This window comes from Cupriavidus gilardii (genome assembly GCF_013314895.1).
Lineage (GTDB): Bacteria > Pseudomonadota > Gammaproteobacteria > Burkholderiales > Burkholderiaceae > Cupriavidus > Cupriavidus gilardii_C.
In genome coordinates this window covers 82471-106822 of the sequence record NZ_JABTYE010000004.1, presented here as the reverse complement: position 1 = coordinate 106822, position 24352 = coordinate 82471, and the positions used below count along the sequence as shown (strand labels likewise).

Genomic DNA, 24352 nt, shown 5'->3' with positions numbered 1-24352 from the left:
CAACCCCTCTCCCGCTTGCGGGAGAAGGGGCACGTCAGCCGTCGAGCAGCGGCGTCGCGTTATCTATCGCGCTGACCGGCTCCCTCTCCCGCTTGCGGGAGAGGGCTGGGGAGAGGGCAAACAACGTCAGCAAACCACAATCGCCCGACCGCGCAACCGCCCTACCCCCCCTTCGCCCACCGCATCAGATCCGCCACCCGCTCGAACAGCGAGCGGTCGATGAAGCGATCGAGCGGCACCGTCAGGTAGAGCCGCTGCGCCAGGTCCGAATCGAAGGCCGACGGGATCAGGTAGTCGGCGGCGGCCTGGCGGATGCGGGCCGCGACCTGGCCCCCGCCCTTGGCGACCACCTTGGGCAACGTACCGGGCCCGTCGTAGCGCAAGGCCACCGCGTACTGCGTGGAATACACGACCGCGGTCGACACCCGCACGCGCTCGCCGACGCCGAAGAACGCCGCCTCGAAGAACGCCGCGCGGCGTCGCCCGGCGATCATCGGGTCGCCCTGCGTGTCCTTGTACTCGCGCCGGTATTCCTCCACGCTCATGCGTTGGCGCTTCATGAACTCGTAGCGCTCGTGCACGTAGTCGATCACCGCCATGATCAGGTAGATCACCGCGGCCCAGCAGCACATCATCAGCAGGATATGGGCGATCAGCAGCAGGATATCGGCGGGCCGCGCATAGCCGGTCCGCACGCCGTCCTCGATCGCCCGCAGCGCCAGCACATAGATCAGGCCGCCCAGCAGCGCGATCTTGATCACGGTCTTCAGCAGATTGACCAGATTGCGCACGGCGAACATCCGTTTGAGCCCCTCGGCCGGATTCAGCCGTGCCAGCTGCGGCTTGATCCGCTCGAACGCGACCAGCGGCCCGACCTGCACGAAGGCGCCGACGATGCCGCAGACCAGCGCGATCGCCGCGATCGGCAGCACGCCCATCAGCAGAAAGCGCGCACCGGCCTCGCCGAGCACCAGCATCTGCTGATCGGCCAGATGCCGGTCGATCGATCCCATCGCACTGAGCCACAGCGCCTGGAACAACCGCACGAAATAACGGCCCAGCAGCCAGAGCCCGACCAGCACCCCGAGAAAGACGACCGCCGAGGTCACGTCGCTGCTGCGCGGCACCTCGCCGCGCTTGCGCGCATCGTCGAGCTTGCGCCGCGTCGCTTCGAGGTTCTTTTCGCTATCGGCCATGGCGCGGCCTCACTGGACGCCCGCGCGCCCGCGCAGCAGGTCGATCAGCGCGTTGTCGGGGCGCAGGAACCCCTGCAGCGTGTCGACCATCACCGACAGCATCAACACCAGCATCAGGAACGCGACGGAGATCTTGACCGGCTGCGCAAACTGAAACACGTCGAACTGCGGCACGAAGCGCGCGATCAGCGCGAAGCCCAGCTCGACGATCACCAGCAGCAGCAGGATCGGCGCGGCCAGCTTGACCACCCACGAGAACATCGTGCCCGCATAGATATTGGCGAACTGGAACGACGACAGCGAGATATCGGGGCCGAACGACATCACCGGCCAGAAGGCGAACGATTCGACGATCACGCCGGTCATCGCGAACAGGCCGCCGAACGAGGCGAACAGCGCGATGCCCAGGTGGGACAGCAGGTTCTCCATCGGGCCGTCCTCCTGCTGCGTCACCGGATCGAAGAAGGTGGCGTTGCCCGAACCGGTCTGGAAGTCGATCAGCTCGCCGATCATCTGCAGCGCGACGAAGAACAGCCCGAACGCCATGCCCAGCAGCAGGCCGATAAAGGCCTCCTTGAAGATCAGCAGCAGCCAGAGGCCGCCCGCGACCGCGTCGATGTCGACCCTGGCGCCTGGCGAGACGAACAGCGCGATGGCGAGCACGATGCCGTTGCGGGCCACGCCGGGGATCGATTGGTGCGACAGGAATGGCACCACGGTAAAGGCCGTCAGCAGCCGCGGCATCACCATCAGGATGGGCATCACGGTCTCGCGACCCCACTGGAAGAACATCGCCGGATCGATCATGCCTTGATGCCTGCCTGCATGCCCCGCTGCCAGACGCGCAGCGCGGCCTCTTCGGCGGCCTCTTCCTCCCGGCGCTCGAGGTCGGCGCGTGCCGATGCCTGTTCGCGGCCGATCAGTTCGCGCGTGCCGGTCAGCCTGGCCTGCGCCTGGGCCCATAGCCGGCGGCTCTGCTCGAACTCGGCGCGGCGTTGGCCGGCGATATCGAGCGCCTGCGCCAGCGCGGCATTGGCGCGGGCGATGCGGGCGTCGAACGATGCCTGCCATGCCTGCGCATCGAGCAAGCCCGAGATCGCGACGCCATCCTGTGCGGCGCTCTCGCGCAGCCGCTGCAGAAACGCCGCGCGCTCGGACAGCGCCGCGCGTACCGCGCCCTGCGCGGCTTCCGCGGCCTGCATCCCTTCGAGGAAGGCATCGCGCTTCTGCCGCATCTCGCGATGGGCGTCGTCATGGCGGCGTTCGCGCACGCGTTCGAGCTGGCGCAGCGGCACCGTGGTCGATTGCCCGTTCATCGTTTGGCCTCCTGCTGAGCGGGGGCGCGCCCTGCCGCGGCCATCGCCGCCGTCGCTGGCGTAACGGCCGGAGCCGGCGGCGTGATCGCCCGTTCCAGCGTGCGCAGCGTGGTCTCGTAGGCGTCGAGCCTGCCGGCCGGCTGCGCCAGGAAGGCGCGGATCTGGCCGATCGACGCGACCGCCGCGTCCGCCACCGCATCCGCACCGGGACGGTACTCGCCGATCTGCAGCAGCAGCTCCAGCTCGCGGTACTTGGCCAGCAGCTCGCGCAGCCGGGCCGCATGGCGCGCCTGTTGGTCGTCGACCACATGCGGCATCACGCGGCTGACGCTGGCCAGCACGTCGATCGCCGGATACTGGCCGGCGCTGGCCAGCTTGCGCGACAGCACGATATGACCGTCCAGGATCGAGCGGACCTCTTCGGCGATCGGGTCGCTGTCGTCCTCGCCTTCGGTCAGCACCGTGTAGGCCGCCGTGATCGAGCCGCGCGCGGCGGTACCGGCGCGCTCCAGCAATTGCGGCAGCATCGAGAACACCGACGGCGGATAGCTGCGCCGCGTCGGCGGCTCGCCGCTGGCGAGGCCGATCTCGCGCTGCGCGCGCGCCAGCCGGGTCAGCGAATCGACCAGCAGCAGCACGCGCTTGCCCTGGTCGCGGAAATGCTCGGCGATCGCGGTCGCGGTATAGGCGCACTTGACGCGCTCCATCGGTGCCCGGTCCGAGGTCGCCACCACCAGCACCGTGCGCGCCAGGCCTGCATCGCCGAGGCTGTATTCGATGAATTCGCGCACTTCTCGCCCGCGCTCGCCGACCAGCGCGACGACATTGACATCGCTCTGCGCGCCGCGCGCCAGCATGCCGAGCAGCGTGCTCTTGCCCACGCCCGGCGGCGCAAAGATGCCGACGCGCTGGCCTTCGCCCAGCGTCAGCAGGCCGTCGATCGCGCGCACGCCGGTCGGCAGCGGCGTGCGGATCAGCGCGCGGGTCAGCGGATCGGGCGGCTCGTTCTCGACCGGCACCTGGCTGACGCCGACCAGCGGACCGCGGCCGTCGATCGGGCTGCCCAGCGCGTCGAGCACGCGACCCAGCAGCGCGGCGCCGGCCGGGCAACGGTAGCCGTGCATCTGCGGCACGACCTCCGTCACCGCCGACACGCCGGTGGTGCGGCCGAGCGGCGTCAGCAGCGCGGTCTGCTGCTCGAAGCCGACCACCTCGGCCAGCAGCGGCGGTTCGCCCGGCGTGACCAGCTGGCAGATCTCGCCGACATGCGCCTGGATGCCGGTGGCGTTGATCAGCATGCCGACTGCCTTCGATACACGGCCGCGCATCGCCACCGGCGTGAAGTGGTCGAACGCGCGTTCGAGATCGAGCGCGGCGTGCTGCAGCGCGGCCTTCAGGTCGGATGTCGGGATCGGGTCGGCCATGGACGGAGGTTCAGAAATGCGCTGCGGGACGGCTCAAAGACCTGTCGTCCGCGCGGATGCGGGGACCCAGTGGCTTTGAAAGTCGCCCGGTTCCGCGAACGACGTGGTGGTGAGAGACATGTTGTCAGCCTCCCAGCCTCAACCCGCCTGCACGCGGCGCGCGAACGCTGCGAGCTGGGCCTGCAGCCCCACCTCCATCGTGCCGGACGGGGTCAGGATGCGGCAGGCGTCGGGCTCCAGGCTCGGCTCCACCACGACGTTGGCGCGGCGCGGCCAGTCCAGCGTTTCCGCCATCGCGTCGAGCAGATTGCGTACCGCCTGCTCCCGTCCCAGCGGGATCTGGATGGTGATGAAGGGTTCGCTGCGGACCAGCACGTCGATTCGCTGCAGCGCGACCTCGAGGATGATGTCCGGGTCCAACTCGCCGGCGATCTGCTGCACCGCCTTCATCACGATATTGGCCATGGTCCGCCGCATCGCGCCGAGCTGGCGCTCCGCCTCGGCAGCGGCGCTGACCTGCGCGGCCGCGTGTTCGGCCTGGGCCTTGGCCCAGCCTTCGCGATAGCCGTGCTGGCGCCGCTGCTCGGCGTCGCGCTGCGCGTCGGTGGTGATGCGGTGCGCCTCGCGGCGCGCGGCCTCGATGACCTCGGCCGCGTCCATCAGCGCCGCGTACTCCGCCTCCTTGAGGACCTTGCGCTCGGACAGCAGCTGCAGGTTCTCGCTGGTAATCAGAAAAGCCAGTGCCATGTCGGAAACCGTTCCGGTATCAGGTTGAGCAGAAGCAGTTCGCGCAGTTGCGCGGCCTGCGGGCGGCTCAGCGCGGGCGCCGGCAGCGCAGCCAGCCGGCGCGGGAACTTGCGACGCACCGCGGTCAGCAGCGCCGGTTCACTACCATTCCGAGGCGTGCCGATGGCGGCCGTGGCCGGCAGCGTCAGCACGAGGCCGCACAGCAGCCGGTATCCCCGTTCGGCCATCACGCGGGCGGCGGACGACGGCCGCGCGCGGATGGGATCGAGGTTCATCGGCAGGTCAGGCAGATCTGGCACGCGCTTCAGGATGAAGGCCACGGCCTGCGGATCGAAGCGCCGTGCGGCGCGCCGCAGCCGATACGGCACCGTGCCAATCAGCGGCTGCGCCAGCGCCCCCAGCCTGCCGTCGAGCTGCTGGGCCAGCCGGCTGCGCTCGCTGGCAAAGCCCGGCTTGTGCACGGCCATGCCGCACCAGACGGCCAGCAGCCGCAAAGCACTGCGATCGAGCAGCACCAGCCGCGCGAGCGGGTCGTTGCGCCGATCGAGCAGCGCCTGCAGCAGCAGCGCGCGGCTGTGCGCATCGTCGCCGCACGGCGACAGCGGCGCTGCCAATACCTGTGCCGCCGCCGTGCCGAACCGATCGGCCTTGCGCAACGGCAGCGGCCATTCGCGCGGCAACCAGCTCGGATGCTGATGCGCGAGCGGCCGCTGCGCGAAATCGGCGACCGCGCGGGCCAGCGCAAGCGATGGCACATGCGAGGACGCATGCACGGCGTGCGGCAGACCCGGCGCGGCCAGCGCGACCATCAGGCCCGGCTCCTCGTCGACGGACGGGCGCCAAGGCGGCCCAGCGCCTGCCGCAGGCCGCCGCGCTTCCACGCCAGCACGCCAAGCCCGGCGAGCGCCAGCGCGGCGATCACCGCGCCCGCGATCGCGGCGAAGCGGCCGACCGGGAAGCCGTTGCCAGCGGGCGCGCGCGCCACCGGTCCGATCGGCGTAAACGGCCGCGCCTCGACCAGCGACAGCGAGACCTTGTCGTGGGTCACGCCCTCGATGCTGTGGGCGACCATGTCCTTGACCGTCGGCACCAGCAACCGCAGGTCGGTATCGGGACGATGCTTGATGAAGACCGCCGCCGACGACGGCCGGATCTTGTCAGACAGCGGATCGGTGGCCGGGATCACCACGTGTACCCGCGCCGTGACCACGCCGTCGATATTGCGCAGCGTTTCGGACAGTTCCTGCGACAGCGCGAAGATATAGCGCATGCGCTCCTCGGTCGGCGTCGCGACCAGGCCCTGCTTCTGGAACACCTGACCCAGCGAGGAAAAGCGCTCGCCGGGCAGGCCCTCGCTGCGCAGGATCTCGAGCGCAGCCGGCAATTGCGACTCGTCGACGCGCACGCTCCAGCCGGTCTCGCCCGCGCGGACCTTGTCGGCATCGATGCCTTCCGCGGTCAGCACCGCCAGCATCTGGTTGGCTTCGGCCTCGTTGAGCGAGGCGTACAGGTCGACGCGGCAGGCGGCCAGCAGCAGCGCCAGCGTCAGCGGGGCAACACGGACAAGACCGGCCAGCGGGAGCCGCCGCGTGGCCGGCATGGCCGAAGCCGGAGAGATCGGCATCATTGCTGATTCTTGAGCAGGCTGTTGAACAGATTGGTGCCCGCGCTGCCGATGCTCGACGTGACATGGATCGACGAGAACAGCTCGAGCGATTCGGTCTGCAGCATCATGGCCTGATACACCACGTCGCTGGTGCTGCCCTGCTGGATCGCGGTGAACATGCTTTCGCGCATCTCGTCGAGCCGCGCGGCCTGGCGCGCGGCCTCTTCGCCGGCCGACACATAGGTGGTGCGGATCGCGGCGCCGAGCGAGGACGTGGTCGGCTCGCTGGCCGTGGTGCCGCCGGCGGCGCCGTGCTGCACCATCTCGGCGAAGGTACGCGCATCGGCCGGGTCGGCGGCCTGGTTGGCCTGCGGCGCCTGCTGGTGCGCGGACACGGAAGCCGCATCGGCAACGGCGCCTTGGGCGGCGATCGCGGTGGGATCCATCGCTGTTCTCCTGGACTGAAATGAGTGACAGGCCGGTCAGGGTGCGCGGCGCGCCGGACCGGCCTGGCGGCCGTCCGGCGACGCGCGCGACCCCGCCGCCGTCAGTTGGTCCTCGACGTCTGCTTGACGTCCTGCATCGCGCCCTGGACCAGGTTGGCCTTCTGCGTGTTGTGCGCCATTTCGCTGCTGACCACGGCGTTCTGACGGGTCAGCGTGTCCTGCAGGGCCATGATGTTCACCGAGAACTCCTGGGCCTTCTGCTGGATTTCCTGCATCTTGGCGTTCAGATCGACTTCACCAGCCATTTCCATCTCCTTCATCAAGTGGTACTGCCAAACACTCCGCATCGGCGATGCGGAACCGATTGCCGCGGCCCCATTTGTGCGGGTCCGCGGCGAATACGTTCGACCATCCTGTCATTCCCGCAAAAGCGGGAATCCAGCGACTTCCAGAGGCACTGGGTCCCTGCATTCGCGGGGAGGACATGGTCGGTCAGCGAGCCGAGGGCGGCGGCTCGCCACCCTTGGCTTCCTTCAACACCAGCCCGTCCGCCTCGATCTTCTCGATCTCGGCGCCGTTCTTCAGCACCGCGCCCTCGAAATACCGGCTGCCGTTGGCCAGCTGCACATAGCGCGTGCCGTCGCCGTTATCGGTGATGCTGACCACGCGCGCCGGAAACACGCCCTGCCAGTTGTCCCAGCGGCCTTCGCGCAGATGGCGTCGCCGGCTGTCGGCGGTCTCGCGGTAGTCGATCCGATCCGATACCAGCACGCCGGGGTGCAGGTCCTCGATCACGCGCTTGACCTTGTCGCGGCCCGTGACCGGGTCCGCCGTGCCGGTCAGCACCACGCGGCCGCTGCCCTGGTAGGCGATGCCCACGCCAGGCTCGTCAACGTAGCGCTGGATATGCTCGATGATGTCGTCGGCCGATCGCACCTGCTGCTGCACGCCGCGCCCGAACGGCGCCAGCGCCTGTGCGATGCGTTGGCGATCGACGCGGGAATTGACGAAGCCGCGCACGGTGACCGCGCCGTTCGGCAGCGACACCACTTCCAGTTCCGGATAGCCGGCGACCGTCTGGCGTACCGCGGCCGGGTCGACCTGCGCGGTGCGGGCAAAGCCGCCATCGCGCGACAGCGTGGCGGCCAGCCAGCCGGCGCCGATCAGCAGCGCCATCACCAGCACGCCGATGCCGCCGAGCACCCAGCGGCTGGACTGCCGTACCGGCTCGTCGCTGTCGGCACGCGCCGCGCGGCGGCCCGACTCGGCCCAGGCGAACAGCGTGTCGGTGGTCTCGGAGGCGGCCGGCGCGGCCCGCAGCAGCTCCATGTCGAGCGAGCCCACCGTCAGAATGTCGCCGCCGGCCAGCGCGATCACGCGCTGCGTCGTATCGCGGCCGTTGACCTTGACCTGCGCCTCGCCGATGCGCTCGGCCGACACCGCCAGTTCGCCGACGTTCAGCACCAGATGGCGCGGCTGCACGTCGTCGCCGGGCACGCTGATGTCGACATCGCTGGCGGCGCCAAGCACATTGGCGCCGCGCCGCAGCGAAATCACGCGCCCGTAGACGGCGCCGCCCAGCAGCCGCAGCGTCCAGCCCGGGACGCCCGCGTCGTGGCGCAGCGGGTCCGCGTGTGGGCCGGTGTGAGACCCGGCCTGCAGATCGGCGTGCGGAATGCCGTCCAGATCGGCGTGCAGCGCGGCCATCAGCTCATCCCCGGCATCACCAGACGCGGTGTCAGCAGGTAGAAGCGCTCCATATTGGCCTGGCGCTTTTCCTGGTACTTGAACAGATTGCCGATGATCGGCACGTCCTGCAGGAACGGCACACCCGACGAGGCCCGCAGCTTCTCCTCGACCGTATAGCCGGCGATCAGCAGGCTCTTGCCTTCGTCGACCATCGCCTGCGTGGTGATCGAGCGGCGCCGCACGATCGGGATGTTGTCGACCGTCTCGCCGGACAGGTCGCCGTCGGCGATATCGATGCTGAGCATCACCGCACGCCCTTCCCGCTCGTCGATCACCAGCGGCGTCACGCGGACCGCGGTTCCGGCCACCACGTTGAACAGGCCGGCGTCCTGGAAGCCGTCCACACGCACATAGAACTCGCGCATGTTCTCCAGCGCGGCCTCGGTGTTGTCCAGCGTCAGCACCTTGGGCCGGGCGACGAAGTTGGCCTGGCCGCGCTCGGCCAGCGCCTTGACGCGAGTCAGCAGATAGCGCGTGACGTCGTTGCCGATCGCGCCGGTGAACTGCAGGCCCGAGCCGGCGGTGTTGCCGGTGGTGCCGCCTTCCGAGCGCGCATTGCCGAAGGTCAGCGGCGAACCGCCGCCCCCGCCGAGCTGCAGGTCGACGTGGCGGGTATGCAGGCGCCAGTCCACACCGAGGCTGTCCAGGTTTTCCTGGCTGATGTCCATGATCGTGACTTCGATCTCGATCAGCCGTGGCTTGATGTCGAGCGACGAGATCAGGCGCTGGTACTGCGCCATCCGTTCCGGCACGTCCCGGACGATCACCGCGTTCAGGCGCGTGTCGGCCTGGAACTGGGGCAGGCCGCCAAAGCCCCAGTTGCCGAAGCCGGGCTGGCCGATGCCGGTCGAGCCGTCGTTCATCGACTCCAGCACCTGGCGCGGATTGGCCTGCGGCAGCGTCATATTGTTGGCGCCGCCGCTGCGCAGTTCGGCCATGCGGCTGGCGCCGCGGCTCGGGCCCATGCTGACCGGCGTGGTCGCCGTGCCGGCGCGCTGGCGCCCGTACAGGCTGCGCAGCACCGTGACGACGCCCGGCACCGTGATGTCCTTGCCGGAACGGTTGATGCGGAAGTCCGACGCCCACGAGTACTTCAGCGGGAAGATCTGCACCTCGGCGCGGTCGTCGTTGACGGCGCGGTCGTCGAAGGCGCGCACGGCGGAGCGCACGGTCTCGACATAACGCTTCGGACCCGAGACCATCACGGTGCCGTCGTCGTCGTTGATGGTGATCGGGTAGCGCGAGTCGATGACCTGCATATGCTCGAGCGCTTCCTGCAGCCGGTCTCCTGCGCCACGTGCGAACGGAATGACCTCGCTGCGCGCTTCGCCGGCCGGCTCGATATAGAGCAGCGAGCCGTCGTAGTAGTAGGTCAGACCGTAACTGGCGGCGACGCTGCGCAGAATCGACAGCGGCGAGTCGGAGAAGCGGCCGCTGATGGTGCCGTCCACGCGCGAATCGACTACCGCGGTGGTGCCCTGCGTCGACGCGAGCTCGCGCAGAAAATCGGCCACGCGCTTCTCGCTGGCGGAGATCTGGAACGGCTTGCCGGGCCAGTTCAGGTCGGCGGCGTGCAGCGGCCCGGCCGCGCCGAGCCACAGGGCCAGCAGCAGCGCCCCCGCCACCATCATGCGCAGCGCGCCTGCGTATCGCGGCGGCAGCGTCTTATCTGTCGACGGACGGCCCTGCATTGCGCCCGCCATGGCCAGACATCGAGGTCCGAACCGTTCGCTTGTCAACATATCCTCCCCGGTTTTCCACTGCGTCATCGTTCGTACTAGAGTGCGAATCTGTCGTCGAATCGTCGTTATAAGAAGGTCAGCATGGTCTGGATCGCGCGCTGCGAGAACCGCATCACCTCGCCGCCGAGCCAGCCGCCCAGCAGCACCAGCGACACCAGCACCGCGATCAGCCGCGCCGAGGTGCCGATGCTCTGGTCCTGGATCTGGGTGACGGCCTGCAGCACCGCCACCACCAGCGCCACCACGGTGCCGATCAGCACCACCGGCAGCGTCACCCACAGCACCACCAGCAGCGCCTCGCGCGTGATATCGAGAATCGTGTCGGCGCCCATCGCTCACTCGACCTCGGGATTGCGGATCCAGCCGACCGGCACCAGGCGCACGTCCTCGTCGACCTCCTGGTACGACAGCACCGGCAGGCGCGGCGCGACCGGCTCGATCAGCCGCTTGATGTAGCGGCGCACGTCGACGCTGACGACCACCACCACGCGCGCGGCGTTCGCCTTCTCCAGCAGCTGGCGCAGCTGCTCGCGGATCTCGCGGGTGACGTCGTGGCTCAGCAGCAGCAGGTTGCCGCGCGCGGCCTTCTCGATGGCCCCTTGCACGCGCTGCTCCAGCGCAGGCTCGAACAGCACCGCATCGATGGCGCGCTCGCCGCCGACATGGCGGCTGGTGATCAGCCGGCCAAGATCGACGCGGACCAGTTCGGTCAGCGCGATTGCATCGGTTTCCTTCGGGGCCCAGGTCACCAGGCTCTCGAAGATCGTGCGCAGATTGCGGATCGGCACGTCTTCCTGCAGCAGGCGGCGCAGCACCTCGGTGACGCGCTGCAGCGGCACCACGCGCGCCAGCTCCATCACCAGGTCCGGCGCCTCGGCCTGCATCACGTGCATCATTTCCTGCACGTCCTGGATGCCCAGCAGCGGCGCGGCATGCTGCTTGATCACCGCGCCGACATGGACGGCCAGCACTTCCTCGCACGAGAGCGTGCGGGGCGTGCCGGGCGCCGGCGCGTCGGTGCCTGCCTCGCGGCCGCCGCGGCCGGTCGGCTTGTCCTGCGGAATCCATACCGCTTCGGCGAACGGCCCGAACGGCGCACCGACCACGGCGCGGCCCTGGTCGACCAGGGCGCGCGATCCGGGCTCGACCAGTTCCATGCCGGGGCGCAGCGCGCCGGTCGAGGCCACCACGTCCTGCACGCGGATCGCGTAGGCATCGGGCTCGCCCAGCGGCCGGTACTCGATCCGCAAGCGCGGAAAGACCATGCCGAGGTCCGCTTCGACCTGGCTCTTGGCAATCGTCATGCGCTGCTCGAACTGCCGCATGTCGAGGCGATCGCGCAGCGTCGGATCGAGGTCGAGCGCCAGCGCCGGCGCCACGGCCGAACGCGCGTCTTCCTGCTTGCGGTCATCCGGCATCTCGATCCACGTGACCGTGCCGGCGGTGCGCTGGCCCCGGCGCATCAGCCAGTAGCCGCAGCCCGCCACCACCAGCGCCATCGCGCCGAAGGTCCATTTGGGGAAGCCCGGCACCACCAGGAACACGGCGATGGCAATGCCCGACACCAGCAGCGCCTTCGGCTGGGCCAGCAGCTGGCGGCCGATGACGGTGCCGAGGTTGGCGGCGGCGCGGCTGTCGCTGTCGTCGGACGACACGCGCGTGATCACCACACCGGCGGCGATCGATACCAGCAGCGACGGAATCTGCGACACCATGCCGTCGCCGATGGTCAGGATCGCGTAGCGCTGCAGCGCGTCGCCGATGCTCATGTCCTTCATCAGCGTGCCGATCGTGATGCCGGCCAGGATATTGACCAGCGCGATGACGACGCCGGCGATCGCATCGCCCTTGACGAACTTCATCGCGCCATCCATCGCCCCGTGCAGCTGACATTCCTGCTCCAGCGATCGACGGCGCTCCTGGGCCTGTGCGGCGCTGATGGTGCCGGCGCGGACATCGGCATCGATGCTCATCTGCTTGCCGGGCATCGCGTCCAGCGCGAAACGCGCGCCGACCTCGGCCACGCGCTCCGAGCCCTTGGCGATCACGATGAACTGCACGATCGCGATGATCAGGAACACCACACCGCCGACCACGACGTTGTTGCCGACGATCAGCTTGCCGAAGGTCTCGATGATGTGGCCGGCATTCGCATTCAGCAGGATCAGCTTGGTCGACGCGATATTGAGCGAGAGCCGGAACAGCGTGGTGAACAGCAGCAGCGAGGGAAAGGTCGACAGCGACAGCGCCGACGGAATATAGGTGGCGACGATCAGCAGCGTCAGGCTGATGCCGAGATTGATCGTCAGCATCAGGTCCAGCAGGAAGGTCGGCAGCGGCAGCACGAACAGCGCGATCACCGCGAACAGCAGCAGCGTCAGCGCGATGTCGGACTGGCGCGAGGCCGCCGCAGCCATCTGCTGCAGGCCCGGCGCGGGGCCGATCCCCTTGGTGAATCCCGACAGTTTTGCCATGACGCGATATGTGGGCTGCTTTTGGGCTGCTGGTGGGCTGCTGCGACGGTTCGATCGGCCGTTCGCCGGGACGGGCCCGGACTGCCGCGCTGGATGGCGCTACGTCACGGCCACGCAGGCCATGGCGCCGCGGCGCACCCCTGGCGAACGGTGAGCGCAGTGTATGGCGGCTGCGCCACGCGACCAATACCGAGGATTCGTAGCGGCGGGGCTGCGGACGGCGCCGCCGCGGCCGCCACTACCAAGGCTCGTAGTGGACGAGGCTGCACCTGGTTCCGTATCGTTCTTCCGTCGCGTATTTCCATCACGAACCGTCTCACTAACTGGCAGCGACCGCTGCGGACTACGCTGCCGCCGGCGGGCCTTGCCATGCCTCTGCCATCCATGACGTCATCCGTTGCGCTCAGCGAACCTCCAGCGTCGTCAGGCCCTTTGTCAGCGGGCCGCGGCGGGTCGGCGCGTGCGCGCGTGCGGCTGCATCGCCCGGGAAGCGGCGAGGCCACGATCCGCGAACTGGATGCCGCGCCCGAGTTGCCGCACGTCGAAGCGGATGTGGCGGCGCTCGCCAATCGCCTGCTGTGCCGTACCGCGCCGCTGCGGCTGCGCGCCGCCGGCGCCGATTGGCTGCTGCAATTCGAGCCGCAGCCCAGCCCGCCGGCGGGAGCGGACCCGGACGCCAACGCCCACGTCAACGCTTACGCCTTCACGCTCGGCGAGACGCGCGGACAGTTGATGTTCGATGTGCCAAGCGAACGCCGTCTGCTCGGCGTGGAAGGCGCTGCTGAGACGCTGCCTGCCCTGCTGCGGCAAGCGTTGATGGCGGATGCGCTCGCCCAGGTTGGCGATTCGGTGGCCGCCGCGGCCCGGCAGCCCTTCGCCTGGCAAGGGGGCGGCGCCGGCCCCCGCTCGCGCGCGCCCTGCTTCGGGCTGACGCTGCGGCGCATCGCCGACAGGCGCGACAGTAGCGACAGTGGCGAAAGGGACGAAAGGGGCGACAGGGGCAATGGTGGCAATGCCGCGGCCGGTGGCGAGACGCTGCATGCGACCCTGCAGCTGGACGAGCCCGAGCGCCTCGCCGCCCTGCCGCTGCTGCACCGCGCGCCCGACACCCCGCTGCCCGCGTGGCTGGCGCAATTGCGGGTGCCGCTGGCCGTACGGATCGGCACCACCGCCATCGCGGTCGGCGAAATGCGCGACATTCGTCCGGGCGACATCGTCGGCATCGAACAGTGGCAGACGCATGGCGGCGCGCTGGCCGTGCACTGCACGACGGGCGCCGCCGGCCTGGGCTGGCCCGCGCTGGCCGAGGGTCGCCGCATCACGATTCAACGCCCGACCGGCGCACCCGCCGCGCCGTCGGCTCAGGGAGACAGCATGGAAGACCGCAACAACGGGCAGCGCGAGTTGCCGCATCCCGACGCCGCGCCGGCCGCGCTCGACCGGCTCGAAGAGCTGGAGGTATCGCTGCGCTTCGAGGTCGGGGACGTGTCGCTGGCGCTGGCCGACCTGCGCGAGGTGCGCCCCGGCTACGTGTTCGAGCTGCCGCAGCCGCTGAAGCAGAGCGAGGTACGCATCGTTGCCGGCGGCCGCATCCTGGGCACCGGCACGCTGATCGCGGTGGGCAACCGGCTCGGCGTGCGCGTATCGAGCTTCGCCGCGGGCGACGCATGAGCGGCAATCTGTACAACCCGGTACTGATCCTCACCGTCATCCTGGCGTTCGGCATTGCGCCGTTCGTCGCGCTGATGGTGACGAGCTATACCAAGCTGGTGATCGTGTTCGGCTTGCTGCGCGCCGCGCTGGGCCTGCAGCAGGTGCCGCCGAACATGGTGCTCAATGGCATCGCGATCATCCTGACCGCGTACATCATGGCGCCGATCGGCGCAGACGCCTTCGATGCGATCGAGCGGCGCGCGCAGAGCAACGCGCCCTTCAACGTGGGGGATGTGGTCACGGTCTACGATTCGGTCAGCGGACCGCTGAAGGAATTTCTGATCAAGCACACCGAGGAGCGCAACCGCACCTTCTTCGTGCAATCGGCCAAGCGGATCTGGCCCGGGGGCCGCGCCGACGATCTGCAGCCGGACGACATGATGGTGCTGATCCCGAGCTTCACGCTGTCGGAGCTGACGCGCGCGTTCCAGATCGGCTTCATCATCTATCTGGTGTTCGTCGTGGTCGACCTGATCGTGGCCGCGATCCTGCTCGCGCTAGGCATGTCGATGATCGCGCCGACGACGATCTCGGTGCCGTTCAAGCTGCTGCTGTTCGTGATGCTGGAGGGGTGGACGCAGCTGATCCAGGGGCTGGTGCTGTCGTACCGCTAAGGGGCCTGCCGCCGGGGCCGACCCCGGCATCGATCGCCGAATCGGCCCCAGTACATTCGGCCCCGATACCTCAGTCGATCACCTCGGCGCAGGCATCGGTGGGCAGCGCGGCGACATCGCCGATCACCGGCACGATTTTCAGTCCCGCGGAGGCAACCCGGCAGGGGGCGGCAAGCACGCCGCAACCGCCGAGCGCAAGGACCAGCGGCAACACCATCAGCAATCGTTTCATCGGGCAGGACCTCGTCAGCGGGAACGCGCATTGTGCACCATTCCTTGCGTGGCGGCATCCTGGGCTAGCATACGGACTGATACGCCTTTCCGGATCGCCGATGACTTTTGCCGCAACGCCCCATCCGAACGTCCTGCAACCGCCCGTTTCCGTTCTCCGTGCGCGCTCCCACCGGTGGCTCGTTGGCGCGCTGACCGCCCTGCTGATCGGCTTTGCCACGGGCGCCATGGCCCAGCCACTGTGGTTCGTCGGGGGCAAGCCGACGCAAGCCGCGCTGCAGGCGGTGTCCGCTCTGGTGGATGCGCCGGCCGACGGACTCGAGCCCGAGGACTACGACGCTGACACGCTGCGCCGGTCCATCGCCCAGGCCGCCAATGGCCCGGCCCTGCCGCCCGAGGCGGTGGATCGCCTGGACGGCGCGCTCACCGCCGCCATGCATCGCTACCTGTCCGATCTGCACAAGGGTCGCGTCGATCCACGCAAGGTCCAGGCCAACTTCACGATGACCGAGGAGAAGCCGTTCGATCCGGACAGCTATCTGCGCGCCGCGGTGCAAGCCAACCGTCTGCCGGCCGCGATTCGCGAAGCCGCGCCTTCGTTCCCGCTCTACGGCACGCTGCGCGAGGCGCTGGCGCGCTATCGGGGGCTGGCCGCGCAGCCGCACTGGAAAACGCCGCTGCCAGCGCTGCCCGAAGGCAAGCTCAAGGAAGGCATGCGCTACACGGGCCTGCCGCAGATGGCCCAGCGCCTGACGGCACTCGGCGATCTGCCGTCGGGCACGCCGGTGCCGGCGACCTATACCGGCCCCCTTGTCGCCGCGGTCAAGTCCTTCCAGGCCCGTCACGGGCTCGAAGCCGACGGCGTGATCGGCCCGGCCACGCTGGTCCAGCTCAATACGCCACCGTCGGCGCGCGTGCGCCAGATCGTGCTGACGATGGAGCGGCTGCGCTGGACGCCGCTTGCCGAAGGCAGCCGCATGATCGTGGTGAACATCCCCGAGTTCATGCTGCGCGCCTACGAGTTCCACGAGGGCAAGCTCGATATTCGGCTGGAGATGAAGGTCATCGTCGGCAAGGCGCTGGACACGCGCACGCCGCTGTTCAAGGAGGACATGCGCTATATCGAGTTCAGCCCGTACTGGAACGTGCCGCGCTCGATCGCGACAAAGGAAATCATTCCGCGGCTGCAGCGCGATCCGGCGTACTTCGATCGGCAGGGCTTCGAGTTCGTCGCCGGCAATGAGGTCATCAAGCAGCTGAACTCGGCCAATATGCAGGCCGTGCTCAATGGGCAGATGCGCATCCGCCAGCGGCCAGGACCGCTGAATGCGCTCGGCGACATCAAGTTCGTGTTCCCGAACAACCAGGCCATCTATCTGCACCACACGCCCGCGCCGCAGCTGTTCAAGCGCGGCCGGCGCGATCTGAGCCATGGTTGTATCCGCGTCGAGGATCCGGTCGCGCTGGCCAGGTTCGTGCTGAAGGACATGCCCGAATGGACCGAGGAACGGATCCGTCAGGCGATGGGCGCCGGCAAGGCCAGCACCGTCTCGCTGGCCAATCCCCTGCCGGTAACGCTGGCTTATGGCACGGCCGTCGCAAGAGCCGATGGACGGGTATACTTCCTCGCTGACATTTACGGCCAGGATAAAGTGCTCGGCCAGGCGCTGCAGCAGCGCGCCGCGCGACGGGCATCCCATACACCTGCCGTACGGGCCACGCCGCCGGCCAACCGCGCGGCCAGCGCCCCGCCCTCCTGAGACAAGCAACATCGAGCCAACTTCGAGCCAAGCAAGCTAGAACATCACATCATGACGTATTCACGTGATCCGGCACGGCGCCGTTTCCTGCAACGTACCGGCGGCCTGGCGCTGAGCGCCGGCCTGACGGCCCTGGCGCCGAAGCTCGCACTGGCCAATGTGTCGGGCGCGCGGGCACTGGCCTTCGACCACACCCATACCGGCGAGCATCTGTCGCTGGTCTACGCGATGGGCGAACAGGTATTGCCGCAGGCCCACCTGAAGCTCAATCGCTTCCTGCGCGACCATTATTCGGGGGACGTCGGCACGATCGATCCCGAGCTGTTCGGCGTGCTGTACCAGCTGCGCACGGTGCTGGGCAGCGACAACGCGTTCCAGGTCATCTCCGGCTATCGCAGCCCGAATACCAATTCGCGGCTGCGCAAGACGCGCGGGGGCGGCGTGGCGAAGCACAGCCTGCATATGGATGGCAAGGCGATCGACATCCGCCTGCCCGGCGTGCCGCTGGACGATCTGCGCGACGCGGCCGTGTCGCTGCAGGCCGGCGGCGTCGGCTTCTACCGCAGCGAAAACTTCATCCACATCGACACCGGCCGCGTGCGCCGCTGGGGCTGATCCCCGCCGCAACCGTTATTGGCGCGGCTCGCTTCGGCCGCGCTTCTCCGAGGCGATCCGGCCGTCCTTGAAGACCAGCTGCAATTGACGGACGTTGTTGACGTCCTCGAGCGGATTGCCGCCGACCACGATCAGGTCGGCGATCTTGCCGGTCTCGATCGTGCCGAGCCGATCGCCGACGCCGCAGACCGCTGCGCCATGCGCGGTCGCCGCGCGAATCGCCTGCCACGGCGTGGCGCCATCGCGCACCCATAGCCCCAGCTCCAGCAAGGCCGCGTCCTTCAGCGGCCGGATGTCGGAGCCGAGCGCCATCCGCACGCCCGCCCGCAACGCTTTCTGGAAGGCCTCGGTGTGCTGCTCGACCGCGGCCTCCGCACGGCAGCACAGCGCGTGCGCCAGATTGCGTTCGCTGGACCAGCGCCGTTCGAAGATATTGGTGGCCTGCCCCGGCGTCAAATGGCTGATCGCCAGCGTCGGCACATACCAGGTGCCGTGCTCCACCAGCGCCTCGATGCACTCGTCGTCCATGATGTAGCCATGCTCGATCGAATGCGCGCCGAGCCGGACCGCGGCCTTCACCGCGGCCGGATTGGTGGCATGCGCCATTACCTTGAATTCGCGCAGCTTGCAGATGTCGAAGGCGGCGCGGATCTCGTCGTCGAGCAGAAAGCTGTGCCGGTGCAGGTCCCACGCCGGCCCCAGGATGCCGCCCGACAGGTTCAGCTTGATATGGTCGACGCCATGCTTGATCTGCTCGCGGATCGCCTTGACGAAGCCATAGGGACCATCGCATTCGAGCGCATGGCCCGAAGTCAGGAAGTGCCCGCCGGTCGTGGTCAGGAAATGCCCCGCGGCAAAGACGCGCGGGCCCAGATGCTGGCCTGAATCGAACGCGCGCTTCCACGCGACATCCATGAAGCTGTGCGCGCCCGCGCTGCGAAACCCGACGATGCCCGATTCGAGCAGGCCCTGCTGCAGCTTGTGGCCGAACAGCGTGACCTGGTCGGGCAGCGGCATATCGACCAGCGTCGGGAAGTAGTCGGGGTGGATATGCACGTCCCACAGGCCCGGCATCAGGAACGCACCCTGCAGGTCGACCACCTCGCAATCGCCCACGCCGGCGGGGTCGCCGGCATGGAAGATCTCGCGGATCTTGCCATCCTCCAGCAGCACCGCCTTGTCGCGCTGCGCGACCGGCTCCACGCAGTCGATCAGCGTGGCGTGTTTCAACAACGTCCTCATGCTCTTCCCCCTCTCGGTCGTCATCGTTTGGCGGCGGGGGCCATCTGCTTGGCCAGCTCGCTCCATTTGGTGATTTCCGCGTCGATATAGCGGCCGAACGCCTCCGGCGACGAGCCCTGCACCACCGCACCCAGCGACGCATAGCGCTGGCGCACTTCGGGCATCTGCAGAATGGCGTTGACCTCGCGGTTGAGCCGCGCGACCACCGCATCGGGTGTTTTCGCGGGCGCCAGCAGCCCCCACCAGGTGCCGCCCGTGAAGTCCGGCAGTCCCGCCTCCGCGAAGGTCGGCACATTGGGCAGCGAGGGCAGCCGCGACGGCAACGCCACCGCGAGTGCGCGAAGCTTGCCAGCCTTCACGTGTTCCTGCACCGCGGGCGGCGTGTCGAGCGTGTAGTCGATATGGCCAGCGATCACGTCGGCGATCGACGGGCCGCTGCCCTTGTACGGAACATGGGCTGCCTCGATGCGCGCGATCCGCTTGAACAGCTCGCCGCCCATATGGTTTGAGGTGTTCTCGCCGAATGAGGAATAGTTCAGCTTGCCGGGATTGGCGCGAGCGTAGGCAATGAACTCGGCCAGCGTCTTTGCCGGCACCGACGGATTGACCACCAGCAGGAACGGCACCGTGCCGACCGTCGAAACCGGCTTCAGGTCACGCCGGGGATCGTAAGGCAGGCTCATCGTCGAAGGCGCGATCGAGACCTCGGGCGAGGCAGCCAGCAACAGCGTATAGCCGTCGGGCTCGGCCCGGACCACCGAGGCGGCGCCGATGGTCCCGCTGGCGCCGGGGCGGTTCTCCACGACGATCTGCTGACCCAGCCGCGACGACAATTGCTCGGCCAGCAGACGACCCCCGACATCGGTGCTGCCCCCTGGCGGATAGCCGATGACCATGCGAATCGGCCGCTCGGGCCAATCGGCCGCCGCGCCGAGCCGGGGTACCGCCGTCGTCAGCAATAGCGACGAGGCAGCAAGAAAAGTGCGTCGTTTCATCGTGATCTCCCCTGTTTCACATCAGAATGGCAACGCGGTATCGGCCGAGCTGGGCGGCTTTCGGATCAGCGTGTCAGGCTGCCGGGCTTACCATCGCATCCGCAATCCGGTAGGCGGTATTGACCGAGTCCGTCACGCCCAGATGACCGTGTCCGACGGCCAGCCACAAGCCTGGATGACCATCGGCCGGCCCGACGATCGGCACCGAATCCGGCATGCAGGGCCGGTGCCCCATCCATCGGCTGGGCGCCGGATCGTCGAGACCATCGAAAGTTTCGCGTGCGATCCGCTCCAGCATCGCCGCGCGGCGCATATCGGGCGGACGCGACAGCCCGCCGATTTCGACCGTGCCGCCCACGCGCAGTCCTTCCTCCATCGGCGTCACGAACACCTTGCGGTCCGCCAGCACCACGGTACGCGATACGGTGCGCGCGGCGTCGCGGAACTGCACGTGATAGCCGCGCTGGCTTTCCAGCGGAATGTCGAGCCCGAGCGGCGCCATCAGCTTGCGCGACCAGGCGCCAGCTGCCACCACGATCTCATCCAAGCATTCGTCCTCGCGCCCGTCGGCGTCGACCACGCACCAGCGCGGCCGGCCCGCGAAATCCGCGCGCCGCAACGCGCGCACCTCGGTCCTGCGCCGCTGGCCGCCGCGCTGCTCGAACGCCCGCACGATGGCCTGCACGTAGCGGCCCGGATTGACGATGGTCGCGTGGTCCTGCAGAAACATGCCGACCTGATAGCGCCTGCCGACATTGGGCTCCAGCGCCTCGATACCGGCCCGGTCCAGCCTCTCGAAGTCGTAGCCGAACTCCTTGCGCATGCGCCATGAGGTCGCGTCCTTCTCCAGCGCCGCGGCATCGGGATACAGATGCAGATGGCCGCGCCGGATCAGCAGCTCGGGCGCGCCGATCTCCTGTGTCAGCTGCAGATGCCGCTGTACCGCGTTCACGTGCATCGCATGCAGCCGCTCTGCCGCCCGCTCCACATGGCGCGGCGACGCCGACGCGATAAACCGCAGCAGCCACGGCAAGGCGCGCGGCAGATACGACAGCGGCAAATACAGCGGACTGCGTTCGTCCAGCAGCATGGTCGGCAATGAGGCCAGCACGCCCGGCATGGCCAGCGGCGCGACCGAGCCCGGGCTGATGGCCCCGGAATTGCCATAGCTGCATGCCTGCCCGGGCTCGTCCCGGTCGATCAGCGTGACCTCGGCCCCGCGCTTCTGCAGCTCGTACGCGATCGCCGACCCGACGATGCCGGCGCCGACCACGGCAACGCGTGGCGGGCGGGACGGAGAGGATGGACGGATCGGCGTGTTCGGGTGTTCCATGGAAATCTGGTGGATGGGTGGATGGGTGGATGTCTTGACGGCTTCGAATGTAAGTGGCTCACTATCGCGGGCGCAATAGCGGATATCGGTATGCGATATCTCAGTGGCTGAACGAGGAGAGACCGGAATGGGAACGGCGAAGGCAGTGCGGGCACCGACAGCCCGGATCGCGGGGGCGAATGGCGATGGCAGACATCGCGACGAGCTTGGCGATGACATCCGGTCCGCCAATCCGCTCTTTATCGCCTCGATCGGCAAGGCCTTCGAAGTGCTCGAATGCCTGGCCGACATCGGCCGTCCGGTCGGGCTGACCGAGCTCTGCCAGCATGCCTCGCTGAGCCGCAGCGCGCTGCAGCGCATCACCCATACGCTGACCGCGCTCGGGTATCTGCGCCAGGACCCGAAAACGCGCGCGTTTACGCTGTCCGGCAAGGTGCTGCACCTGAGCCACGCGATGCTGTCCAGCGACTCGCTGCGCGACCGCGCGCTGCCCCATCTCGAAGACCTGAATCGCCGCACCGCCGAGACCGTCAACCTGATGGAGATGGAAGGCGACGAAATCGTCTATGTGGTCCGCTTTCCCGGCTTTCGTGCCGTCAGCGTCGACCTGCACGTCGGCTCACGTCTGCCGATCCACTGCTCCGCCGCGGGGCGCGCGATCCTTGCCGAAATGGACATCGACGACGCGATGCGCCTGCTCGCACGCGTCCCGCGCCGCGCGATGACGCCGCATACGCGCACCGAGCTGTCCGACCTGCGCACGGCCCTGCAGGCCGCACGCAAACGCGGCTATGCGCTGAACGACCAGGAGTCCTTTATCGGCGATATCTCGATCGCCAAGGCAATCCTGAATCGTCAGCGCGAGCCGATCGGTGCGGTGAACATCGCGGTGTCGACATCGCGCTGGACGGTCGAGGAAACGCTGCGGCAATTGCTGCCGCAGCTGCTGGTCACGGCACGCGCGATCGAACGCGACGTCAATGCGCGCTGAGCGATTTGCGGCGGGTGTGCCAGCTGCAAGGGCCGAATCGCATCTGCCGTCGCTGTCAAGAAACTGTCATCGTTGCTGCCTACCATCCTGACTGCGCTCCCAAGAGCGGTCCCCCCTCGATGCCCGGCCACCCGCCGGGCATCGTCGTTTGCAGCGTCGAACTTTCAGATTGCTTTCAACAACATGAAGCCAACACCGAATCCCTCCCGCCGCACCCTCCTGAAATTCCTTGCCACCTCGCCGATGCTGCCGCTGGGCTCGGCTTCGGCCGCGCTGCTCGCCGGCTGCGGCGGCGACGACGACGCGGACACCGCGCCAAACCCGGGCACGCCGACCGCCACCTTCACCACCGCCGAGTTCATCGGCATGGCGGCACCGACCCTGGCCGCGCCGGCCGCGATGGCCACCACCACGGTCGGCTCCGAACTGAAGGTCTCTTTCAGCGACGGCAGCAGCCAGACCTACAAGCTCGCCTACCAGCCTTTCTTCATCACCGGCGATACGGTGCCCGACGGCAAGGGCGGCACCGTGGTGGCCGGCGGCTACTTCGATATCAATAACCAGCCGATCCTCGACCGCTCGGTGCCCGGCAGCGAGCGCCAGTTCTTCTCCGATTGCGTCGACGGCAGCTCGCTGCTGACGCTGCCGAACGCCAACGTGCCGGGCGTCAAGGGCAAGCCGGTGTTCGCCGTGGTGCAGTTCGAATACACCACGCGCGACCAGGCCGGCGGCTCGACCTACGGCATGCTGCCGTCGCCGATCGCAATCCTGACGCTCGACCAGGACCCCGCCACCGGCAAGCTGACGCTGGTCAAGTACCACAACGTCGATACCTCGTCGGCGCGCGGGCTGTGGATTACCTGCGGCGCCAGCCTGTCGCCGTGGAACACGCACCTGTCGAGCGAGGAATACGAGCCCGACGCCTTCACCATCGCGACCAACACGCAATTCCAGCGCTTCAGCACCTTCACCTTCGGCGACCCGACCGCGGCCTCGCCGTACGACTACGGCCACCTGCCCGAAGTCACGGTCAACCCCGACGGCACCGGCTCGATCGTCAAGCACTACTGCCTGGGCCGCATCTCGCACGAGCTGGTCTGCGTCGCGCCCGACGAGCGCACCGTGCTGATGGGCGACGACGCCACCAACGGCGGCGCCTTCATGTTCATCGCCGACCGCGCGCGCGACCTGTCGTCGGGGACGCTGTACGTCGGCAAGTGGAACCAGACGTCGAGCACGGGCCCCGGCTCGGCCACGCTGAGCTGGATTCCGCTGGGCCACGCCACCAGCGACGAAATCCGCGCGCTGGTCCGCGGCGGCATCCAGGCCACCGACATCTTCGACGTCAAGACCACCGACCCGGGCGATGCCAGCTATACGCGCATCCCGTTCAACGGCGGCTTCCAGTGGGTCAAGCTGATGCCCGGCATGGAAAAGGCCGCGGCCTTCCTCGAGACGCACCGCTACGCGGCGCTCAAGGGCGGCAGCCTCGGCTTCACCAAGTGGGAAGGCACGACGATCAACGTCCGCGACAAGGTCGCCTATATCGCGATGTCCCGGATCGAATCATCGATGCTCAATGGCTCGGGCCACGTCAAGGTCGAAGGCCCCTACTCGGGCGCGGTCTACGCGCAGAACCTGCGCGGCGGCCAGGCCGACACCACCGGTGCGCCGATCAACTCCGAATGGGTGCCGGTCGATATGGCCGCCGTGCCGGAACTGATCGCTGAGGACTTTGGCGGCGGCAAGCTCAAGCAGCAGGACGCGCTGGGCAATTTCGCCAATCCGGACAAGATCGCGACGCCGGACAACCTGAAGTACTCGGAAAAGCTGCGCACGCTGTTTATCGGCGAGGACAGCAATACGCACGTCAACAACTTCTTGTGGGCTTACAACATCGATACGAAGAAGCTGTCGCGCGTACTGTCGACGCCCGCCGGCGCGGAATCGACCGGGCTGCATGCGGTGGACGAAATCAATGGATGGACTTACGTCATGAGTTCGTTCCAGCATCCGGGCGATTGGGAATCGCCGCTGCACGACATCGTCAAGCCGACGCTGGATCCGCTGGTTCGGGCGAATTACAAGGATCGGTTTGGCGCTGCCGTCGGCTATATCACCGGGGATGCGACTTCGGTGAAGTTGGCGAAGGAATAAG

23 protein-coding genes are annotated in these 24352 nt (G+C 68.2%); 6 read left to right on the top strand and 17 right to left on the bottom strand.

Annotated elements, in window-relative coordinates; translation table 11 throughout:
• Positions 1 to 161 precede the first annotated feature (161 nt).
• From HTY53_RS05340 to sctV, 13 genes are all read right to left on the bottom strand, one after another.
• Positions 162 to 1196 carry an EscU/YscU/HrcU family type III secretion system export apparatus switch protein gene (locus HTY53_RS05340; RefSeq protein ID WP_174105434.1) on the bottom strand — a complete coding sequence of 345 codons (1035 nt, stop codon included), beginning with the start codon at positions 1194 to 1196 and terminating at the stop codon, positions 162 to 164.
• A 9-nt stretch (positions 1197 to 1205) separates the two neighbouring features.
• Entirely contained in the window at positions 1206 to 2003 is a 798-nt protein-coding gene (sctT, locus tag HTY53_RS05335) for a type III secretion system export apparatus subunit SctT (RefSeq protein ID WP_174105433.1), read from the bottom strand.
• Positions 2000 to 2512 carry a type III secretion protein HrpD gene (locus tag HTY53_RS05330; protein ID WP_174105432.1) on the bottom strand — a complete coding sequence of 171 codons (513 nt, stop codon included), beginning with the start codon at positions 2510 to 2512 and terminating at the stop codon, positions 2000 to 2002. The genes sctT and HTY53_RS05330 overlap by 4 nt, the downstream gene beginning before the upstream one ends.
• On the bottom strand, positions 2509 to 3936 hold the full coding sequence (locus tag HTY53_RS05325; RefSeq protein ID WP_254599826.1) for a FliI/YscN family ATPase: 1428 nt from the start codon (positions 3934 to 3936) through the stop codon (positions 2509 to 2511). The genes HTY53_RS05330 and HTY53_RS05325 overlap by 4 nt, the downstream gene beginning before the upstream one ends.
• A gap of 138 nt (positions 3937 to 4074) precedes the next feature.
• Positions 4075 to 4683 (bottom strand): type III secretion system stator protein SctL, encoded by a 609-nt coding sequence (sctL, locus tag HTY53_RS05320; RefSeq protein WP_174105431.1) that lies wholly within the window; start codon positions 4681 to 4683, stop codon positions 4075 to 4077.
• Positions 4665 to 5492 carry a type III secretion system protein SctK gene (locus tag HTY53_RS05315; protein ID WP_217435513.1) on the bottom strand — a complete coding sequence of 276 codons (828 nt, stop codon included), beginning with the start codon at positions 5490 to 5492 and terminating at the stop codon, positions 4665 to 4667. Before HTY53_RS05315 ends, sctL begins: the two co-directional genes overlap by 19 nt.
• On the bottom strand, positions 5492 to 6310 hold the full coding sequence (sctJ, locus tag HTY53_RS05310) for a type III secretion system inner membrane ring lipoprotein SctJ (protein WP_254599825.1): 819 nt from the start codon (positions 6308 to 6310) through the stop codon (positions 5492 to 5494). The genes HTY53_RS05315 and sctJ overlap by 1 nt, the downstream gene beginning before the upstream one ends.
• On the bottom strand, positions 6307 to 6735 hold the full coding sequence (locus HTY53_RS05305) for a hypothetical protein (protein ID WP_174105429.1): 429 nt from the start codon (positions 6733 to 6735) through the stop codon (positions 6307 to 6309). Before HTY53_RS05305 ends, sctJ begins: the two co-directional genes overlap by 4 nt.
• A 101-nt stretch (positions 6736 to 6836) precedes the next feature.
• On the bottom strand, positions 6837 to 7040 hold the full coding sequence (locus tag HTY53_RS05300; protein ID WP_006580119.1) for a hypothetical protein: 204 nt from the start codon (positions 7038 to 7040) through the stop codon (positions 6837 to 6839).
• Between the two features lie 187 nt (positions 7041 to 7227).
• Entirely contained in the window at positions 7228 to 8442 is a 1215-nt protein-coding gene (locus tag HTY53_RS05295; RefSeq protein ID WP_254599824.1) for an FHA domain-containing protein, read from the bottom strand.
• Positions 8442 to 10115: a type III secretion system outer membrane ring subunit SctC gene (gene sctC / locus HTY53_RS05290; protein ID WP_254599823.1), complete on the bottom strand. Its 1674-nt coding sequence runs from the start codon at positions 10113 to 10115 to the stop codon at positions 8442 to 8444. The genes HTY53_RS05295 and sctC overlap by 1 nt, the downstream gene beginning before the upstream one ends.
• Before the next feature lie 176 nt (positions 10116 to 10291).
• Positions 10292 to 10558 (bottom strand): flagellar biosynthetic protein FliQ, encoded by a 267-nt coding sequence (locus tag HTY53_RS05285; protein ID WP_006580269.1) that lies wholly within the window; start codon positions 10556 to 10558, stop codon positions 10292 to 10294.
• Positions 10559 to 10561: 3 nt separating this feature from the next.
• Positions 10562 to 12700: a type III secretion system export apparatus subunit SctV gene (gene sctV / locus HTY53_RS05280; protein ID WP_174105428.1), complete on the bottom strand. Its 2139-nt coding sequence runs from the start codon at positions 12698 to 12700 to the stop codon at positions 10562 to 10564.
• A 468-nt stretch (positions 12701 to 13168) separates the two neighbouring features.
• Here sctV and sctQ point away from each other — a divergent pair, with 468 nt between their 5' ends.
• Entirely contained in the window at positions 13169 to 14371 is a 1203-nt protein-coding gene (sctQ, locus tag HTY53_RS05275) for a type III secretion system cytoplasmic ring protein SctQ (protein WP_368040912.1), read from the top strand.
• The gene (sctR, locus tag HTY53_RS05270; RefSeq protein WP_174105427.1) at positions 14368 to 15027 is read left to right on the top strand and encodes a type III secretion system export apparatus subunit SctR; all 660 of its coding nucleotides are present in this window, start codon (positions 14368 to 14370) and stop codon (positions 15025 to 15027) included. Before sctQ ends, sctR begins: the two co-directional genes overlap by 4 nt.
• A gap of 70 nt (positions 15028 to 15097) precedes the next feature.
• Here sctR and HTY53_RS05265 read toward each other — a convergent pair whose 3' ends face one another.
• The gene (locus HTY53_RS05265; protein WP_174105426.1) at positions 15098 to 15259 is read right to left on the bottom strand and encodes a DUF6726 family protein; all 162 of its coding nucleotides are present in this window, start codon (positions 15257 to 15259) and stop codon (positions 15098 to 15100) included.
• 100 nt (positions 15260 to 15359) lie between these two features.
• Here HTY53_RS05265 and HTY53_RS05260 point away from each other — a divergent pair, with 100 nt between their 5' ends.
• Complete coding sequence (locus HTY53_RS05260; protein WP_174105425.1) at positions 15360 to 17018, top strand: L,D-transpeptidase family protein; 1659 nt, start codon at positions 15360 to 15362, stop codon at positions 17016 to 17018.
• Positions 17019 to 17069: 51 nt separating this feature from the next.
• The gene (locus HTY53_RS05255) at positions 17070 to 17633 is read left to right on the top strand and encodes a YcbK family protein (RefSeq protein WP_174105424.1); all 564 of its coding nucleotides are present in this window, start codon (positions 17070 to 17072) and stop codon (positions 17631 to 17633) included.
• A 15-nt stretch (positions 17634 to 17648) separates the two neighbouring features.
• Here HTY53_RS05255 and HTY53_RS05250 read toward each other — a convergent pair whose 3' ends face one another.
• The 3 genes from HTY53_RS05250 to HTY53_RS05240 form a co-directional block, all read right to left on the bottom strand.
• Positions 17649 to 18875, bottom strand: coding sequence for an amidohydrolase family protein (locus tag HTY53_RS05250; RefSeq protein WP_174105423.1), 1227 nt, complete (start codon positions 18873 to 18875; stop codon positions 17649 to 17651).
• 20 nt (positions 18876 to 18895) lie between these two features.
• Positions 18896 to 19870, bottom strand: coding sequence for a Bug family tripartite tricarboxylate transporter substrate binding protein (locus HTY53_RS05245; RefSeq protein ID WP_174105422.1), 975 nt, complete (start codon positions 19868 to 19870; stop codon positions 18896 to 18898).
• A gap of 73 nt (positions 19871 to 19943) precedes the next feature.
• Positions 19944 to 21203 carry an NAD(P)/FAD-dependent oxidoreductase gene (locus tag HTY53_RS05240; protein WP_217435512.1) on the bottom strand — a complete coding sequence of 420 codons (1260 nt, stop codon included), beginning with the start codon at positions 21201 to 21203 and terminating at the stop codon, positions 19944 to 19946.
• A gap of 127 nt (positions 21204 to 21330) precedes the next feature.
• Between HTY53_RS05240 and HTY53_RS05235 the strand changes: the two genes are divergently transcribed.
• Both HTY53_RS05235 and HTY53_RS05230 read left to right on the top strand, forming a co-directional pair.
• A complete protein-coding gene (locus HTY53_RS05235) occupies positions 21331 to 22194 on the top strand; it encodes an IclR family transcriptional regulator (RefSeq protein ID WP_217435511.1) in 864 nt (287 codons plus the stop codon).
• A 183-nt stretch (positions 22195 to 22377) separates the two neighbouring features.
• Positions 22378 to 24351: a PhoX family protein gene (locus HTY53_RS05230; RefSeq protein WP_174105420.1), complete on the top strand. Its 1974-nt coding sequence runs from the start codon at positions 22378 to 22380 to the stop codon at positions 24349 to 24351.
• Position 24352: the final 1 nt, after the last annotated feature.